Origin of the sequence: Micromonospora rubida (assembly GCF_009908295.1) — a bacterium.
Lineage (GTDB): Bacteria > Actinomycetota > Actinomycetes > Mycobacteriales > Micromonosporaceae > Micromonospora > Micromonospora rubida.
This window is the reverse complement of the sequence record NZ_JAAALO010000011.1, coordinates 89056-105392: the sequence shown is the minus strand read 5'-3', so window position 1 is coordinate 105392 and position 16337 is coordinate 89056. Positions and strand designations below refer to the sequence as shown.

The following is a 16337-nucleotide window of genomic DNA, read 5'->3' as shown; positions in this document are numbered from 1 at the left end:
GCGAAGTTACCGCCGAGTAAGGGGTGGGTCAAGATTAACGACCGGTGGAATTGGCGGATCTGCGAAATGCGGCCAATAGTGAGAAACCGCAGCGGTTTCTGATCGTGGCCGGCGGGTCGGTCAGGCTCCCCGCCTGGGCGGCCGGGCCGGGTCGGCCGCGCAGGGGGCCGTGACGCCGGGGGTGGCGTCCGCGTCGGCGGTCCGGGCGGCCCGCCCGCCGGCGGCCGGGCCGAGGAACGGTGCCGTCATGGCGTACGTCAGTGCCGGCAGGAGCTGGGGAAGCTCCGCCGTGCGCCCCTGGGCGACCCGCTGGCGGACGGTGGTGTGGATGCCGCCGACCACGGCGGTGACCAGCAGTTCGTCGTCCTGTTCGGGCAGCGGGGACCGGGGGCGGGGCGGGTGGAAGAACCGGTGGAACTCCGCCAGCAGCAGGTCCCGCTCGCCTCGGGCGGCCGGGCCGGCGGCGTCGATCTCCACCAGCGCCATCCGGGCGAACGCGGGCACGCTGGCCAGCACCTCCAGCAGGGTCCGCAGGGTGGCCCGGGTGGCGTCCGTCCAGTCCGGCCCGGCCGCCGCGTAGGCGTCATCCATCAGGCGCAGCAGGACGGCGGTGCCGTGCCGGTAGGTGGCCAGGAAGGCGTCCTCCTTGCCGGCGAAGAGGGCGTAGAAGGCGGGGCGGGTCACCCCGGCCGCGCGGCAGATGTCGGTGACCCGGGCGTTGTCGTAGCCCCTCGCCGCGACCTCGTGGACGAGTCCGTCGAACAGTCGGTCGCGCTGGGTCGCCGCCACCACCTCGGCGGACAGGCGGCGTGGGCCGCGTTTGATCGCCCGTTCGGGGTCGCGGCCGGGGCGGGCTCCGGGCAGGGGGGTCGCCCCGGCCGCGGGGTGGGGCGCCAGCGACATTGGCATCGACCTCCGTGAATCAACGATTGACTTTGCGACCCTCCGGGGTTTATAACTTCACCACGTTGAGTTCCGGTCGTGTCACTCATGGTCATCTTTGTTGATGGTCGCACCGAGCAGCGCCGAAGGAGGGCTCGATGTTCGCCATTATCGCTGACCGCACCCTCGCCCCCAAGGCCGGAAGGGCGCAGGTGACGCGGCTGCGCCGCAGTGCGCCAGCCCGCACCGCCCGCTGACCGACCGGAAGGACTCGGGCCGCCCGGTGGTTCACCGGTCGCCCGGCCACTGATCCGCGCACATCGCGCCGCCCCGGCGGCGCCCACCCCGTCGCCGGCCGTCCCCGGCGACGGGCCCACCGGCCGCGACCGTCCCGCCGCGGCCGTCCCCGAGCGGCCGTCCGGTCGCGCCCGGTCCATGCCGGGCACGTTGACCCCGGTCGGCCGCCACCGTCGCACCACCGTCGAAAGGATCCACCATGCCCAGGTACGGACGCGCCCTCGTCGGCCTCGCCGCCGTCGCGCTGCTCGGCTCCCTCGTCGCGGCGGCCCCCGCCGCCGCAGCCCCGACCGACTCCCTCGCCAACACGGTGCTCACCACCGGCAGCGCGGCCGGCACCGCCGCGGCGGTCGGAGACGTCCTGCAGGCCAGCCTGAAGGCCACCACCACCGCCAACTTCTACTCCACCGCCACCGGCACCACCGGCGTGAAGTGCGCCGCGTCCAGCTTCAGCGCCAAGGTGCTGACCAACCCGGCCGCGCCGGGGACCGCCACCGAGAGCCTCACCGTGCAGAGCTTCACCAGCTGCACCACGAATGTGGTCGGCACGCTCGGGGTGAACAGTGTGATCGTCGACAACCTGCCGTACTCCGTCTCCGTCACCAGCGCAGGCGCGGTCACCCTCACCGGGCCGATCCAGAGCACCGTCTCGCTGCGCACCCTGCTCGGCAACATCACCTGCGTCTACAAGGCCAACGGCAACACCGTGAAGGGGACGGCGTCCAACGCCACCACCTCGATCGCCTTCGTCAACCAGCCCTTCACCAAGTCCTCGGGGCCGGGCACCTGCTTCTCGACCGCGTACTTCAGCGCCACGTACTCGCCGATCCGGGACACCACCCAGGCGGGCAGCCCGATCGTCTACGTGAACTGACCGCGCACCCGGTCCGGGTCGGCGTCCGACATTCCCGTCGGGCGTCGGCCCGCGCCGCCTCAGCCGGCGGCGAGGCTCGCGTGCAGGGCGCGCATCGACCGGATCGCCGAGCGGATCTCCTGAAGGTGGCGGCCCGGGGTGAGCGCCGGCTCGGGCAGCCGGGCCAGGTCGGGCACCTCCGGGTCGACGCCGACGGTCTCGATCGCGCACCCGTACGGCACGGCGAGGGTGCGCAGCGCGTCGCAGTGCTGGAACGGCACGTAGATCGGCGCGGTGACCACCAGCACCGGATCGCCCGGCGAGAGCCGCACGTGCTCGGCCCAGAACCGCTGGGTGTCGGCCGTGTGCGCCCTCCGCCGGTCCGGCTCGCTGGACGGGGCGGCGAGCACCCGCACCGGGGGCAGCCCCGCCGGCCGGTAGGTCCGCGAGGACCAGGAGTGGTGCGGGTGTCCGGCGTCCGCCCCGTCGGACGCGGTCGGCCCGGTCACCCGGAACGCCAGCCGGACCGCCGCGTCGAGGGCGTCCACCTCGGTGTCCCCGCCCGTCACGCCTCCCACGCCCGCCTCGGCCAGCGCCCGCAGCTCGGCGTCGGACAGCGGACGGAAGCTGCCCAGCACGGCGACCTCGCCGGCCACCCGCGTGCCGGAACGCAGCAGGTGCTCGGCGTACCCGACCCGGCGCAGGCAGGCGTGCGCCAGCCCGCCGAGGACGACCAGGTGGGCGTACCCGGGGCGGGCCGGCGGGACCGGGCGGACCAGGCCGAGCGCGGACGCCGCGGCGAGCACCAGCCCGGCGGTGCGCGGGTCGAGGGCCGGCTCCCGGGCCTCGGGGCGCTCCCGGCCGCCCCGGAAGTCCCAGTGCCGGGCGGAGAAGTCGTCCAGCCACGCCAGCACCGTCGCCAGGTCCCCGGCCGGCCACTCCCCGCCGAAGCGCGCCACCAGCTCCCGCAGCGGCGGCGACGTCACCCAGGACCGCACGCCGTCGGCGATCTCCTGTGGGGTCGTGCCCGCCCCGCCGCTCGGCAGCGCCACGTGGGCGTCGGCGTGCCGGGGACGCGGCGTCGACAGGTCGTCCGGGATGATCGGCACCCGCCGGATCGTACCGGCACCCGCCCGCCCCGGGCCTCGCGATCAGGCCGGCGCGCCGACCGGCCCGCTGCGGAAAGAGTCGTGTCGGCCGGCTTCGGCAACCGGAAACGCCGTCTTTCTGCCCGGAGTGCGTCGGAAATCGTGGCCGTCGGTTGACGTGGTGTCAGGCGACGGCCGGCGGTGCGCTACACAGTGGCAGTTGTCCCCGCGCCGTCCAGGTGGGAGCGTGCGGTGACCGCCAACGCCTGGAGGGTGCGACCAATGACCGACGACCTGCTGGCCCGGCATCGGGCCGTGCTGCCGTCCTGGATGCCGCTCTACTACGCCGAGCCGATCGAGCTGGTCGCCGGCTCCGGTCGCCGGGTCACCGACGCGCGGGGACGCAGCTACCTGGACTTCTTCGGTGGCGTGCTGACCAACATGATCGGCTACGACATCCCGGAGATCCGGGAGGCCGTCGAGCGGCAGCTCCGCACGGGCGTCGTGCACAGCTCCACGCTCTACCTGATCCGCCAGCAGGTCGAGCTGGCCGAGAAGGTCGCCCGGCTCTCCGGCATCCCCGACGCCCGGGTGTTCTTCACCAACTCCGGCACCGAGGCCAACGAGGCCGCCCTGCTGGCCGCCACCAACCACCGCCGCTCGCACCAGATCCTCGCGGTGCGCAACAGCTACCACGGCCGGTCGTACGCGGCGATGGGCGTCACCGGGAACCGGAGCTGGTCGGCCAGCGCGCTCAACCCCCTCCAGGTGGCCTGGCTGCACTCCGGCGAGCGGCTGCGCGGCCTGCTGTCCCGGCTCGACCCGGCCGACCGGGTCGACGCGGCGCTGGAGGACCTGCGCGAGGTGCTCGCCACCCAGACGGCCGGCGACGTGGCCTGCCTGATCGCCGAGCCGGTCCAGGGCGTCGGCGGCTTCGTGCACGGCCCGGACGGCCTGTTCGCCGCCTGGAAGAAGGAACTCGACGCCCACGGCATCCTGCTGATCTCCGACGAGGTGCAGACCGGTTGGGGGCGCACCGGCGAGCACTTCTGGGGGTACCAGGCGCACGACGTCACCCCGGACCTGCTCACCTTCGCCAAGGGCATCGGCAACGGCTTCGCCCTGGCCGGGGTGGTCGGCCGGGCCGAGATCATGGAGTCGGTGCCGGCGATCAGCTTCTCCACCTTCGGCGGCAACCCGGTCTCCACGGCCGCCGGCAACGCCGTCCTGGACTACCTGCTCGACCACGACCTCCAGGCCAACGCCGCCCGTACCGGGGCGATCCTCGCCGACGGCCTGCGCGCCGCCGTTGGCGGCCTCGACTGCGTCGCCGAGGTGCGCGGCAAGGGCCTGATGCTCGGCGTCGAGTTCGTCCATCCCGGCGGCGTCGAGCCCGACGCGACGCTGACCGCCCGGGTGTTCGAGGCGTGCCGGGCCGGCGGCCTGCTGGTCGGCAAGGGCGGCCTGTACGGCAACGTGCTGCGGATGGGCCCGCCGCTGACCCTCACCGAGGACGAGGCCCGCGAGGGGCTGGCCATCCTCGTCGACGCGATCCGCGCCTCGGCGGCGGCACCGGAGGCTGCGGCGTGAACCGCGCCTCGGCGGCGGCGCCCGGGGCGGCGGCGTGAGCGCGGCGGGGGACGGGCCGGTGATCGGGCACTTCGTCGACGGCGGGCGGGTCGACGGCACGTCCACCCGGCGCGGCGACGTCTTCGACCCGGCCACCGGCCGGCGTACCGGGCAGGTGGCGCTGGCCTGCGCCGCGGACGTCGCGGTCGCGGTGCGGGCCGCCGGGCGGGCCGCGCGGAGCTGGCGGGACGCCTCCCTGGCGAAGCGGACGGCGGTGCTGTTCGCCTTCCGCGAGCTGGTGAACGCCCGCCGGGACCGGCTCGCCGAGGTGATCACCGCCGAGCACGGCAAGGTGCTCGCCGACGCCGCCGGCGAGGTGCAGCGCGGCCTGGAGGTCATCGAGTACGCCTGCGGCATCCCCTCGGCGCTGCGCGGCGGGTTCAGCGAGAACGTCTCCACCGAGGTCGACTCGTACAGCCTGCGCCAGCCGCTCGGGGTGGTCGCGGTGATCTCCCCGTTCAACTTCCCGGTGATGGTGCCGCTGTGGTTCGTCCCGGTCGCGGTGGCCTGCGGGAACGCGGTGGTGCTCAAGCCGAGCGAGAAGGACCCGGGCGCGGCGCTGCTGCTGGCGGAGTGGTTCGCCGAGGCCGGCCTGCCCGACGGGGTGCTCAACGTGGTCAACGGCGACGCCGAGGCGGTCGACGCCCTGCTCGACCACCCCGACGTGCGGGCGGTGTCGTTCGTCGGCTCCACCCCGGTCGCCCGGCACGTGCACCAGCGCGGCACCGCCGCCGGCAAGCGGGTGCAGGCCCTCGGCGGGGCGAAGAACCACATGGTGGTGCTCCCGGACGCCGACCTGGACCTGGCCGCCGACGCGGCGGTCAACGCCGGGTTCGGCTCGGCGGGGGAGCGGTGCATGGCGATCTCCGCGCTGGTCGCGGTGGAGCCGGTCGCCGACGCCCTGGTGGCGCGGATCGCCGAGCGGATGGCCCGGCTGCGCACCGGCGACGGCCGGCGGGGCTGCGACATGGGCCCCCTGGTGACCGCCGCGCACGCGGCCCGGGTGCGCGGGTACGTCGAGGCGGGGGTGGCCGCCGGGGCGGTCCCGGTGCTGGACGGGCGGAACGTCGCCCCGGACGGGGACCCGGCCGGGTTCTGGCTCGGCCCGACCCTGTTCGACCGGGTCACCCCGGACATGTCGATCTACACCGACGAGATCTTCGGCCCGGTGCTCGGCGTCCTGCGGGTCGGCTCGTACGACGAGGCGGTGGACCTGGTCAACGCCAACCCGTACGGCAACGGCACGGCGATCTTCACCAACGACGGCGGCGCGGCCCGGCGCTACCAGCACGAGGTGGAGGTCGGCATGGTCGGCATCAACGTGCCGATCCCGGTGCCGATGGCGTACTACTCGTTCGGCGGCTGGAAGGCGTCCCTCTTCGGCGACCTGCACGCCCACGGCGCCGACGGGGTGGCGTTCTTCACCCGCGGCAAGGTGGTCACCAGCCGGTGGCCCGATCCCCGGCACGGCGGGGTCAACCTCGGGTTCCCCACCCAGACCTGAACAGCCGCAGCAGCCCCGCCCCGGCCAGGTACCCGACCAGCGCCGGGGTGGGCAGCCCCAGCGGCGCGGGCGCACTCTTCGAGGTGACGGTGTTGACCAGCAGCCCGCCGAGCACGGAGACGTACCCGGCGACCACCAGCGCGGTCCGGGCCGGCCGGCGACCCGTCGACCGCCCCCCGGCGGGGTGGCGCCGGCCGGCCCGTGCCTCGACGGGCCCGAAGATGGCGACCAGGCCGGCCAGCACCAGGGCGAGCAGCAGCAGCCACGGCACCCGCCAGGCGTACCAGGCCGCGGTCCCCGCCGCCGGGGTGGGCAGCAGGCCGACCGCGTCCAGCAGCCCGATCAGCAGCAGGGCGGCGGTGAGATGCCAGAGGAAGATGGTCAGCACCACGGAGTTGACCGCGATCACCGCCTGCCACGGGCCCGGCCGGCGCAGCCACCGCCGCGCCGGGTCGCGCAGCAGCAGGATCAGCCCGAGCTGGGCGGTGAACAGGGCGAGCAGCGCCAGGCTGGGCGGGCCGTCGTTCTCCATCCGCTGGCCGGGCACGTGCAGCATGGAGACCGGGTACGGCCCGATCGTGGTGAGCAGCAGCAGCGTGCCGAACCCGCCGACCAGCAGGGCCGTCGCCGCCCGCCGCGAGGTGGGCAGGGGGTGCCGGGCGCCGTCGCGTCCCGGGTCCCCGGTCGGGCGGGCGTGGGCGTCGTACCAGGCGAAGCCGACCTGGTGCACGGCGAGCCAGCCGGCCAACTGGTTGCCGGTGGCCAGCGCCGCCGGGCCGGTCAGCCGACCCAGGTCGCCGAGGGCCACCAGCCCGACCAGCGCCACCGGCACGGCCAGTCCGAAGCGGCGGTGCAGCGCGTACATCGGCGGGGTGAGGGCCACGACGGCCAGGTAGGGCACGAGGAACCACAGCGGGATGGTGGCGAACCAGACCACCTGGCGGACCTGGGCGGGGTCGGCGCCCCGCAGGTGGGCGCCCGCCGCGCCGACGGCCAGGACCACCAGCAGGACGGTGGTCGGCGGCACCAGCCGGGCGCTGCGGTCGAGCAGCCAGCCGGTGGCGTCGCCGCCCTGGCCCCGGTGCGCGGTCAGCGAGGCGGCGTTGGCGTACCCGCCGACCAGGAAGAACACCGGAAGCACCTGGGCGACCCAGGTCAGCGGGTACGCCCACGGCAGGTCGTTGAGCGCCGAGTGCCCGGTGGGGTGGCCGGCGGCGTCCCGGCCGATCACGGTGACGCCCCAGTGACCGGCGACGACCATCCCGATCGCGACCGCCCGGAGCAGGTCGACGTAGCGCTCGCGCCCGGCCGGCGTGCGCTCGGCGAGCTGCCGGAGACGGCGCATGGGCTCAGGCTATGCCAGCCCTGGTGGCCCGGTGGTGATAACGGTTCGGCGGCCAGGGCTTGAAGTCGACGGGCTCCTGCCGTAGAAATTCTTCAGTTGACTTCAGTGACGTGAAGAGAAACAACGATCCACCCGGGACGATCCGAGGAGCAACGATGGACAGGCGTGACATCCTGCGGCGCAGCGCCGCCGCCGGCCTGCTGGCCACCCCCGCCGCCGGCCTGCTCGCCGGCTGCGCCACCTCCGGCGGCGACGACTCCGCCGACGCCGAGGTGTACAAGGGCACCAAGTCCGCGCAGAACCCGCTCGGGGTCGCCGAGGACGCCCCGCTGGAGGTCGTCATCTTCAGCGGCGGCTTCGGCGAGGACTACGCCAAGGCCCACGAGGCGATGTACACGGCGAACCACCCGAAGGCCAAGATCAAGCACTCGGCCACCACGGAGATCAGCAAGACCCTCCAGCCGCGCTTCGTCGACGGCACCCCGCCGGACGTGGTGAACAACTCCGGCGCCGGGCAGATCGACTTCAACGGCCTGGTCTCCCAGAACGCCCTCGCCGACCTGGGCGAGCTGCTCGCCGCGCCGAGCCTCGACATCCCCGGCAAGACTGTCAAGGACACCCTGCTGCCGGGCGCGGTCGAGGTCGGCTCGTACGACGGCAAGTTCCTGGTGATGAACTACACCTACACCGTCTACGGCATCTGGCACTCCACCAAGCTCTTCGCCGACCGGGGCTGGGAGTACGCGAAGACCTGGGACGAGCACATCGCCCTGTGCAAGAAGATCAAGGCCGCGGGCATCGCCCCCTGGACGTACGCGGGTAAGCACCCCCGCTACATGAGCTGGCCGGTGATCTCCACCGCGATCAAGTTCGGTGGCCCCTCGGTCGCCATGGCGATCGACAACCTGGAGCCGAACGCCTGGAAGTCCGACGCGATGAAGGCCGCGGCCGACGCCTGGCACCAGATCGTCAAGGACAAGTTCATCCTCGACGGCTCGCCCGGCCTGGACCACGTCCAGTCGCAGACCGCGTGGTGCCAGGGCAAGGCCGCGTTCATCTCCTGCGGCTCCTGGCTGGAGAACGAGCAGAAGGCGGTCACCCCGGCCGGGTTCAACATGACCGTCGCGCCCACCCCGAGCCTGGGCGCCGGCGACAAGCTGCCGTTCGAGGCGGTCCGGGGCACCGCCGGCGAGCCGTTCATGGTGCCGGCCAAGGCGAAGAACGCCGCCGGTGGCCTGGAGTTCTTCCGCACCATGCTGTCGAAGCAGGGCGCACAGGACTTCACGAAGAAGGTCTCCAGCCTCACCGTGATCGCCGGTGCCGCTGAGGGCGTCGAGCTGCCGTACGGGCTGACCACCGTGGTCAAGGCCCTGGAGGCGTCCGGCGCCAACGGCTTCAACTGGGTCTACAACAACTACTACCGCAAGCTGGAGCGCAACCTGGTCGACGCCGCCTGCGGTGAGTTCTTCAGCGGGCGGATCAGCCCGGCGGAGTTCCTCGACCAGTGCCAGAAGGGCGCCGACTCGATCGCCGCCGACACCTCGATCAAGAAGTACAAGCGGTCGGCGTGAAGCACGGCAAAATCCCGCTGATCGTCACCTTCCTGGTGCCGCCCCTGCTGCTCTACGTCGTCTTCGTCGTGTCGCCGTACCTGCAGGCGTTCCAGATCTCCACCACCGACTGGCTCGGCTACTCGGCCGAGGCCAACCCGGTGGGGCTGGCCAACTTCAAGGCCCTGTGGCACGACGACTACGTGTGGAACGCGCTGAAGAACAACGCGATCCTGCTCGCCCTGGTGCCCGTGTTCACCATCGCGTTCGGGTTGTTCTTCGCCACCATGCTCAGCATGGGTGGGCGCCGGGGCCGGGCCGGGGTCACCGGGGTACGCGGCGGCGCGTTCTACCGCACCGTCTACTTCTTCCCGCAGGTGCTGTCCGTGGTGATCATCGCGGCGCTGTGGAAGGAGGCCTACCACCCCACGAGCGGCCTGATCAACGGCATCCTCGGGACGGTGGGGGTGTCCGGGCCGGCCTGGCTGGGCGACCCGGACTTCGCCTTCTGGTGCGTGCTGGCGGTGATGGTGTGGTCCAACGTCGGGTTCTACGTGGTGCTCTTCGGGGCCGCCATGTCGGCGATCCCGAGGGAGATCTACGAGGCGGTGCTGCTCGACGGGGCGTCCCGGTGGGCCACCCTGGTCCGGATCACCATCCCGCTGCTCTGGGACACCGTGCAGGTCGCCTGGATCTACCTGGCCGTCGCGGCCCTGGACGGGTTCATCCTGGTGCAGCTCATGACCAACGGCGGCCCCAACTTCTCCTCGGACGTGATCGGGGTGCGGATGTACGACACGGCGTTCGGCAGCGAGACCAAGTTCGGCTACGCGTCGGCGATCGGCGTGGTGATGTTCTTCCTGACCCTGTCGGTGGCCGTGCTGGCGCTGCGGGTCAGCCGGCGGGAACGGATCGAGCTGTCATGACCGCTCTGGACAGGCCCGTCGGCGTGGTCGTCGACGGTGACCGGGATGCCCGGGACGCCCGGAAACCCCGGCCGGTGCGCCGCGAGCGGGGGGTCGTGAACTTCCTCTCGCACGGCTTCCTGCTGCTCTGGGGCGCGCTGACGGTGCTGCCGCTGCTGTGGATGCTCGTCAGCTCGTTCAAGACCAACGCCGAGATCATCGCCGACCCGTGGGGCCTGCCCGGCGCGCTGCAATTCGACAACTGGGCCCGGGCCTGGACCGGGGCGCACATCGGCCGGTACTTCCTCAACAGCGCCGTGGTGGTCACCGGCTCGGTGGCCCTCACCATGCTGATGGGGGCCACCGCCGCGTACGTCTTCGCCCGGTACGAGTTCCGGGGCCGCCAGCTCGCCTACTACCTGTTCGTCGGCGGGCTGATGTTCCCGGTCTTCCTGGCCCTGGTGCCGCTGTTCTTCGTGGTCCGCAGCGCCGGGCTGTTCGGCACCTGGACCGGGCTGGTCCTGGTCTACGCGGCGTACTCGCTGCCGTTCACGGTCTTCTTCCTCACCGCGTTCTTCCGCACCCTGCCCACCTCGGTCGCGGAGGCGGCGCTGGTCGACGGGTGCGGCCACTTCCGGCTGTTCTTCCGGGTGATGCTGCCGATGGCCAGACCGGGACTGATCAGCGTCGCCATCTTCAACTTCCTCAGCCACTGGAACCAGTTCCTGCTGCCACAGGTGCTGCTCCAGGGCGACGAGTCGAAGTGGATGCTCGCCCAGGGCCTGGCCGCCCTGTCGATCAGCCAGGGGTACGCCGGCGACTACGCCCAGCTCTTCGCCGGCCTCACCATCGCGGTGATCCCGGTGCTGGTGGTGTACCTGATCTTCCAGCGTCAGGTGCAGTCCGGCCTCACCGCCGGCCAGCTCAAGTAGCCGACCGGTAGCCGCCGCGAGCGGTTCTGGCGCGGCGGTCCCACCGAACGCGCGGCGGGGGTCGGCCCGGCTGACATGGTCCCGGCCGCCCCCGCCGGCCGGCTCACCCGGACTGCCGTCGTCGGCGGCCGGTTCGGGGGCCGTCCGGATCCAGTTCGGCGCAGACCAGCTCGTCGAGGCTGGCCCGGACCCCGGCGGCCTTCGGGTCGTCGACGTCGTCGAGGATGGCCAGCGCGTGCCGCCACGCGGCGGCGGCCTGCTCGGGGTCGCCGGCCTCGCGCAGGGTGTCGCCGAGGTTCGCCCCGGCCTCGGCCTCGCCGTGCCGGTCCCCGAGCGCCACGAAGATCTCCCGGGCCCGGCGATACAGCTCGACGGCCCGGGCGTGCTCGCCGAGCAGCCGGTGGACGTAGCCGAGGCTGTCCAGCGTCATGGCGACGCCGTCCAGGTCGCCCTGCTCGTCGAGCAGGGCCAGCGCCCGCTCGCAGTCCGCGATCGCCTGCCGGTGGTCCCCGAGCTGGGCGTGGCACCAGCCGACCGAGTTGAGGGTCCGCGCCTCCCCGCCGCGGTCGCCGGTGCGCCGGAACAACTCCAGGGCCAGCAGGTCGTGTCGCAGCGCGGTGGCGTGCTGGCCCGACCGCTCGGCGATCCAGCCCAGGCTGCGGTGCGTGAACGCCTGGTTGAGCCGGTCGCCCAGCTCACCGAACAGCTCCAGCGCCCGCGACTGGTGGGTGTGGGCGTCCACGAACCGGCCGAGCCGGGTCGCGGCGCCGCCGAGGAAGCGGTGTGCGTGGGCCTCGGCGGCCCGGTCGCCGAGCCGACGGGCGGCGTTCAGGGCGATCTCCTGGGTGCCGGTCCAGTCGTGCCAGTGCCCACGCAGGTCGAAGAAGCTGACGCAGGCGGCGGCGAGCTGCCAGGCGTGCCCGTCGTGGCCGGTGTCGGCCGCGTGCTCGACGGCGGCCACGAGCACCCGGTGCTCCGCGGCGAACCAGACCAGCGCGGCGGCCCGGTCGTCGAGACGTTCCGGGGTCACCCCGGGTGCCGGCTCGGCGAGCGCGATCGGACCCCGGGGCGGCTGCAACGGCCGCTCGGCGCCGTGCGCGGCGTGCAGGTAGTGGTCGAGCACCCGGCGGGTCGCCGCTCGCCGGTCGGGCTCCGGGTCCGCGTCAACCAGTTCCCCGGCGTACGCGCGCAGCAGGTCGTGGCAGGTGAATCGGCCCGGCCGGTGCTCGGTGACCAGGTGGCCCTGCACCAGCTCGGCCAGCGGCGGCCGGACCTGGGCCACCGGCACCCCGGCGAGGCTGGCCACGGCGGCGATCCCGATGTCGGGCCCGGGGACCAGCCCGAACAGCCGGAACAGTCGGGCGGCCGGCGCGCTGACCCGCCGGTAGGAGCAGGCGAGGACCGCCCGCACGTCGATGCCCGGATCTGCCCCGCCCAGTGGATCCAGCCGTCGTGGGGCGTTTCGCAATTCGTCGGCCACTGCGGCCAGCGGGAAGTGAGGGTGGGTGGCGGCCCTGGCGGCGACGACGGCGAGGGCCAGCGGCAGGCCGGCGCACCGGTCGACGAGTTCGTCGACCGCGCTGGGCTCCGCCGCCACACGGCGTTCGCCGAGTCGGTGGGTGAGCAGCGTCCTCGACTCCTCCGCGCGCAGCAGGGGCAGGGTGACCGGCCGGGCGCCCTCCACGGCGACCAGACCGGGTAGCTGGCCGCGGCTGGTCACCAGCACCAGGCAGCCGGCGGAGCCGGGCAGTAGCGGGCGGACATGGTCGGTGTCCCGGGCGTTGTCCAGCACCAGGAGCATTCGGCGGCCGGTCAGTAGGGTGCGGAACAGGTTGATCTGCGCGTCCAGGCCGGTGGGGATCCGGTGCCGTGGCACATCGAATGCGTCCAGGAGATCGCGGAGCGCCGCCGCGGGCGGGACGGGCGTCCTCGCCGGGTCGAAGCCCCGCAGGTTGACATGGAGCTGCCCGTCCGGGAAGCGCTCGCGCGCCCGCTGTGCCCAGTGGATGACCAAGGTCGTCTTGCCGACGCCCGCGTCTCCGGTGACGACCCCGATGATCGGGGCTCTCGGCCTCAGGTCGACGTCGGTGAGCAGTTCGTCGAGTTCCGCCAGGGCATCCTGTCGCCCGGTGAAGGCGCCGGTGGCGAGTGGGAGTTGGGCGGGAGCCGGCAGCGCCGGTCCCGGACGGTCGGGCGCCGGTGAGTCGGCGCCGGTCGGCGGCGCCGGGTCTGCGCCCCGCGCGGCGGAGATCTGCGGGCCGAGGATGGAGCGCGCCGTCCCGAGCCGGTCGCCGGTGATCCGCTCCCACCGGGTGGCCCACGCCCCGGCCTCGGCCGGGGGCACGCCGAGGGCGAGCAGCAACCGGTCGAGCACGTCCATCGGCATCAAGCTGCGGCCGTTGAGGTAGTTGGACAGGCTGCTCTTGGGCACGCCGGTGGCCGCCTCCAGGTCCTGGAGCGAGAGCCGGGCCTTGCCCCGGGACCGGGCGGCGCGCACCCGCAGGCGGTTGAGCTCCGTCAACAAGTCCTGCTCCGTCACTGGACCCGAGGGGTCGGAATTGTCGATCACTCCTTCACCCTTCCGTGGGTCGTCCAGGCTTGTCCATGGGTGACCAACAATCGGCCCGAAACTGCCCGCCATTGCCATCATCGAGGTACGGAAAGCCCGTCCACCGGCGAGGGAAGGGAGAACTGTCGGGGCCGGGGCGGCCGGGTGCGCGGAGTCGGACAGAAATCCGACTGTCGACCGAGTGTGAAGGGATCAACGATGGCTGGGAATTTCGTCAGGAAGACTATCGGGGTCGGTGTCGGGACGGCCATGGCGGTGACCCTTGCCGTGACGGTGCCATCCACTCAGGCATCCGCCGCTCCGGTCTGGTGCGGCAACTGGCTGAGCGAGCCGTCGCTGGCGTCGAACATCTCGGTGGTCCCGGGAACGACGGCGAACGTCGGCGGGTCCACCTACATCCGGGTCAACCAGGGGACGTACGGCGGGAAGTGGTACGCCTGGGCGAAGATGTACAACTACGGCATGGACCTAGTCTCGCTGATCTGGGTGAACCAGTCCGACAAGGCGATCTACGCGTGCGGCAGCCGCGACGGCGAATCGGAATGGTCCCAGGACTACACGGCCGGTGTCGATGACGCCCACGCCTACAAGGTGCAGGCCAAGTACAAGCACAGCAACGTCGCGTACGGGCCGGCGGTGGTCTGGCGATAGGCCGACCTCTCCCGCATCGCGGTTTCGTCGCGCCGCGATGCGGGAGGCTGGCGCGTTCACATTCGTTACTGACAGGAGCGTCTCGTGCGGGCTTCGCGAACCCGGTCTCTTGTGACCGGCCTGGTACTTTCGGCGGCGCTCGGCGCCGTGGGATGCGAGGCGACCTCCGCGCCGCCGCGCCCCGTCCCGGTGCCCCGGTTGGGGCAGAGCCCCGGTGGGGCGGCCGAGTTGGTCCTCCCGCTCGACGGTTATGAACTGACCCCGGCCGAGAACCTGACCGTGCACCAGGCGAACATCCGGTTGCTGCGTGACTGCATGGCTGATTTCGGCCTGACATTCCCCGAAAGTGCGGGGCGGCCGTCGAGATATCCGCGACACGCCACCCTGCTGTATTGGCTCGGTGCGCAGGATGTGCAGAAGTACGGGTACGGCGGGCCGCCGGGATTCGCCGAGGAGATGGCCGCCGCCGCCCGCCGGGAGGCGCGGCCGATCGCGGTGCCGGAGAGCCAACTTCCGGTCTTCAGCGGTACGTCGTCCCGGGTCTCCGGCCGGGCGGTGCCGTCGGAGGGCTGCGACGGGCAGGCGCGGCGCAGGCTGCACGAGCGTGCCCCCTCGGTCGATTTCAGCACCGTTGACCCGACCGTCGTCCCGGAGCGGGGCATCCAGGCGCTCGAGTCGCGCGCGGCCGACCAGGCGCGGACGGACGACCGCTACCGATCGGTGATCGCGAGTTGGAGCGGTTGCATGCAGCGATCGGGGCATCGTTACGCGGATCCCGACCAGGCGCAGGGCGACCCGCGTTGGGCATCCCGACCCGATGGAGCTTCGGCAGCTCCGTCCGCCCCGGAGGTCGCCGTCGCGCTGGCGGACCGCGGCTGCCGCGACGAGGTCAACCTCTCCGGCGTGCTCCGGAGCGTGATCGCCGAGCGTGAGGAGCAGCTCATCCAGCGGCATCGGACGGTGGTCCAGCAGGTGTCGACGCTGCTGCGCACGAACCTCCACAACGCCGCCAGGATCCTCGACGAACCCACGGTCGGCTGACGCCCCGGGGTGACCGTGTCCCGTCCGCCCTGGGACGGTGGCGGGCCGGCGGGTGCGGGGTCAGGCCGGCGGCGGCACCAGCAGCGGATGAAGGGCCGCCGGGTCGGTGACCTCGGGCAGGTCGCGGGCGGCGAGCCAGGCCGCCGCCGCGGCCCCGTCGCCGGCGGTGCGCAGCGGCGCGTCCGGCCATCGCCGGCCCAGCTCCGCCCGGACCGCCGCAGCCAGCGGGGTGTTGCCGGTGAGTAGGCCGCCGCCGAGGACCACCGGGTCGACAGCGCCAGGCGGACGGATCCGCTCGGCGCTTGCCGCCAGTTGCCCGGCGGCCTCGTCGAGCAGCCCGGTGGCGACCGGGTCGCCGGCGAGGGCGGCGGCGACCACCAGCGGCGCGAGCCGGGCCAGCTCCACCGGTGGCCGGCGGGTGACGATCTGGACCACCGTGTCCACCGTGTCCCGGGAACGGGCGGAGACCCCGTCCCCGCCCAGCAGCTCGCCGAGCACCCGGCGGCCCAGCGGACCGGGCTCCCGGCCGGCGTCCAGGGCGCCCAGGAGCCGGCGGACCGCCTCACGGCCCAACCAGAAGCCCGAGCCCGCGTCGCCGAGCAGCCAGCCGTGCCCGTCGGCCACCCGATCCAGCCGCAGATCGCGAATCTGCGCGGCGATCGCGCCGGTGCCGGCGATGAGCACCGTGCCGTCCGGGCTGGCGGTGCCCGAGGCGTACGCCACCAGGGCGTCGCCGTGCACGGAGTAGGGGCAGCGCAGCCCGGCGTCCCGCCAGGCCCGGTCGAAGGCGACCTTTCCTGCCGGGTCGGCGAGCAGCCGGCCCGCGCCGGCCAGCCCGATGGTGCCGGCCCGGACCCGGGTCGGGTCCACCCCGGACAGCGCCCCGCGCAGGGCGGTCAGCAGCTCCCCGGCGGCCCGCTCGGCGCCGTGGCTGGTCGGGTTGCCCCCGCCACCCCGCCCGGTGCCGAGGCGCTCGCCGGCCAGGGTGAGGGCGACCGCCCGGGTGGACGTACCCCCGACGTCGAGACCGACCACGACGGTGTCGGACATCGTTGATCCTCCCTGGACTGTGGTGCGGGCGGATTCATGCT

The 16337-nt window shown here is 73.2% G+C and carries 13 protein-coding genes; 8 read left to right on the top strand and 5 right to left on the bottom strand.

The features are described from left to right. Nucleotides 1–120: 120 nt before the first annotated feature. Complete coding sequence (locus tag GVV04_RS28565) at nt 121–909, bottom strand: TetR/AcrR family transcriptional regulator (protein WP_235967160.1); 789 nt, start codon at nt 907–909, stop codon at nt 121–123. A gap of 469 nt (nt 910–1378) precedes the next feature. Between GVV04_RS28565 and GVV04_RS28560 the strand changes: the two genes are divergently transcribed. Further along, nucleotides 1379–2053, top strand: a complete 675-nt coding sequence (locus tag GVV04_RS28560; RefSeq protein ID WP_161692101.1) for a Tat pathway signal sequence domain protein — start codon at nt 1379–1381, stop codon at nt 2051–2053. 59 nt (nt 2054–2112) lie between these two features. Here the strand turns inward: GVV04_RS28560 and GVV04_RS28555 are convergent, their stop codons facing one another. Further along, on the bottom strand, nt 2113–3141 hold the full coding sequence (locus GVV04_RS28555; RefSeq protein ID WP_328822625.1) for a hypothetical protein: 1029 nt from the start codon (nt 3139–3141) through the stop codon (nt 2113–2115). A 261-nt stretch (nt 3142–3402) separates the two neighbouring features. Between GVV04_RS28555 and GVV04_RS28550 the strand changes: the two genes are divergently transcribed. Together GVV04_RS28550 and GVV04_RS28545 are read left to right on the top strand one after the other, a co-directional pair. Beyond that, nucleotides 3403–4710, top strand: coding sequence for an aspartate aminotransferase family protein (locus tag GVV04_RS28550; RefSeq protein WP_161692100.1), 1308 nt, complete (start codon nt 3403–3405; stop codon nt 4708–4710). Nucleotides 4711–4768: 58 nt separating this feature from the next. Further along, on the top strand, nt 4769–6253 hold the full coding sequence (locus GVV04_RS28545; protein ID WP_161692146.1) for a CoA-acylating methylmalonate-semialdehyde dehydrogenase: 1485 nt from the start codon (nt 4769–4771) through the stop codon (nt 6251–6253). On the opposite strand, the gene GVV04_RS28540 is transcribed toward GVV04_RS28545, so the two are convergent. Further along, nucleotides 6225–7598 (bottom strand): acyltransferase family protein, encoded by a 1374-nt coding sequence (locus tag GVV04_RS28540; RefSeq protein ID WP_161692099.1) that lies wholly within the window; start codon nt 7596–7598, stop codon nt 6225–6227. The two genes, GVV04_RS28545 and GVV04_RS28540, sit on opposite strands and share 29 nt — an antisense overlap. 155 nt (nt 7599–7753) lie before the next feature. Here GVV04_RS28540 and ngcE point away from each other — a divergent pair, with 155 nt between their 5' ends. From ngcE to GVV04_RS28525, 3 genes are read left to right on the top strand one after another with little or no spacing between them, the layout of a single operon-like run. After that, entirely contained in the window at nt 7754–9169 is a 1416-nt protein-coding gene (gene ngcE, locus GVV04_RS28535) for an N-acetylglucosamine/diacetylchitobiose ABC transporter substrate-binding protein (RefSeq protein WP_161692098.1), read from the top strand. Next, nucleotides 9166–10074, top strand: coding sequence for a carbohydrate ABC transporter permease (locus GVV04_RS28530; RefSeq protein ID WP_161692097.1), 909 nt, complete (start codon nt 9166–9168; stop codon nt 10072–10074). Before ngcE ends, GVV04_RS28530 begins: the two co-directional genes overlap by 4 nt. Beyond that, nucleotides 10071–10985 carry a carbohydrate ABC transporter permease gene (locus tag GVV04_RS28525; RefSeq protein WP_161692096.1) on the top strand — a complete coding sequence of 305 codons (915 nt, stop codon included), beginning with the start codon at nt 10071–10073 and terminating at the stop codon, nt 10983–10985. Before GVV04_RS28530 ends, GVV04_RS28525 begins: the two co-directional genes overlap by 4 nt. A gap of 103 nt (nt 10986–11088) precedes the next feature. Here the strand turns inward: GVV04_RS28525 and GVV04_RS28520 are convergent, their stop codons facing one another. Beyond that, a complete protein-coding gene (locus GVV04_RS28520) occupies nt 11089–13509 on the bottom strand; it encodes a helix-turn-helix domain-containing protein (RefSeq protein ID WP_161692095.1) in 2421 nt (806 codons plus the stop codon). Nucleotides 13510–13827: 318 nt separating this feature from the next. Here GVV04_RS28520 and GVV04_RS28515 point away from each other — a divergent pair, with 318 nt between their 5' ends. After that, nucleotides 13828–14205, top strand: coding sequence for a hypothetical protein (locus GVV04_RS28515; protein WP_161692094.1), 378 nt, complete (start codon nt 13828–13830; stop codon nt 14203–14205). Between the two features lie 111 nt (nt 14206–14316). Beyond that, entirely contained in the window at nt 14317–15246 is a 930-nt protein-coding gene (locus GVV04_RS28510; RefSeq protein ID WP_161692093.1) for a hypothetical protein, read from the top strand. A 60-nt stretch (nt 15247–15306) separates the two neighbouring features. Here the strand turns inward: GVV04_RS28510 and GVV04_RS28505 are convergent, their stop codons facing one another. Further along, nucleotides 15307–16296 carry an N-acetylglucosamine kinase gene (locus GVV04_RS28505; protein ID WP_161692092.1) on the bottom strand — a complete coding sequence of 330 codons (990 nt, stop codon included), beginning with the start codon at nt 16294–16296 and terminating at the stop codon, nt 15307–15309. Nucleotides 16297–16337: the final 41 nt, after the last annotated feature.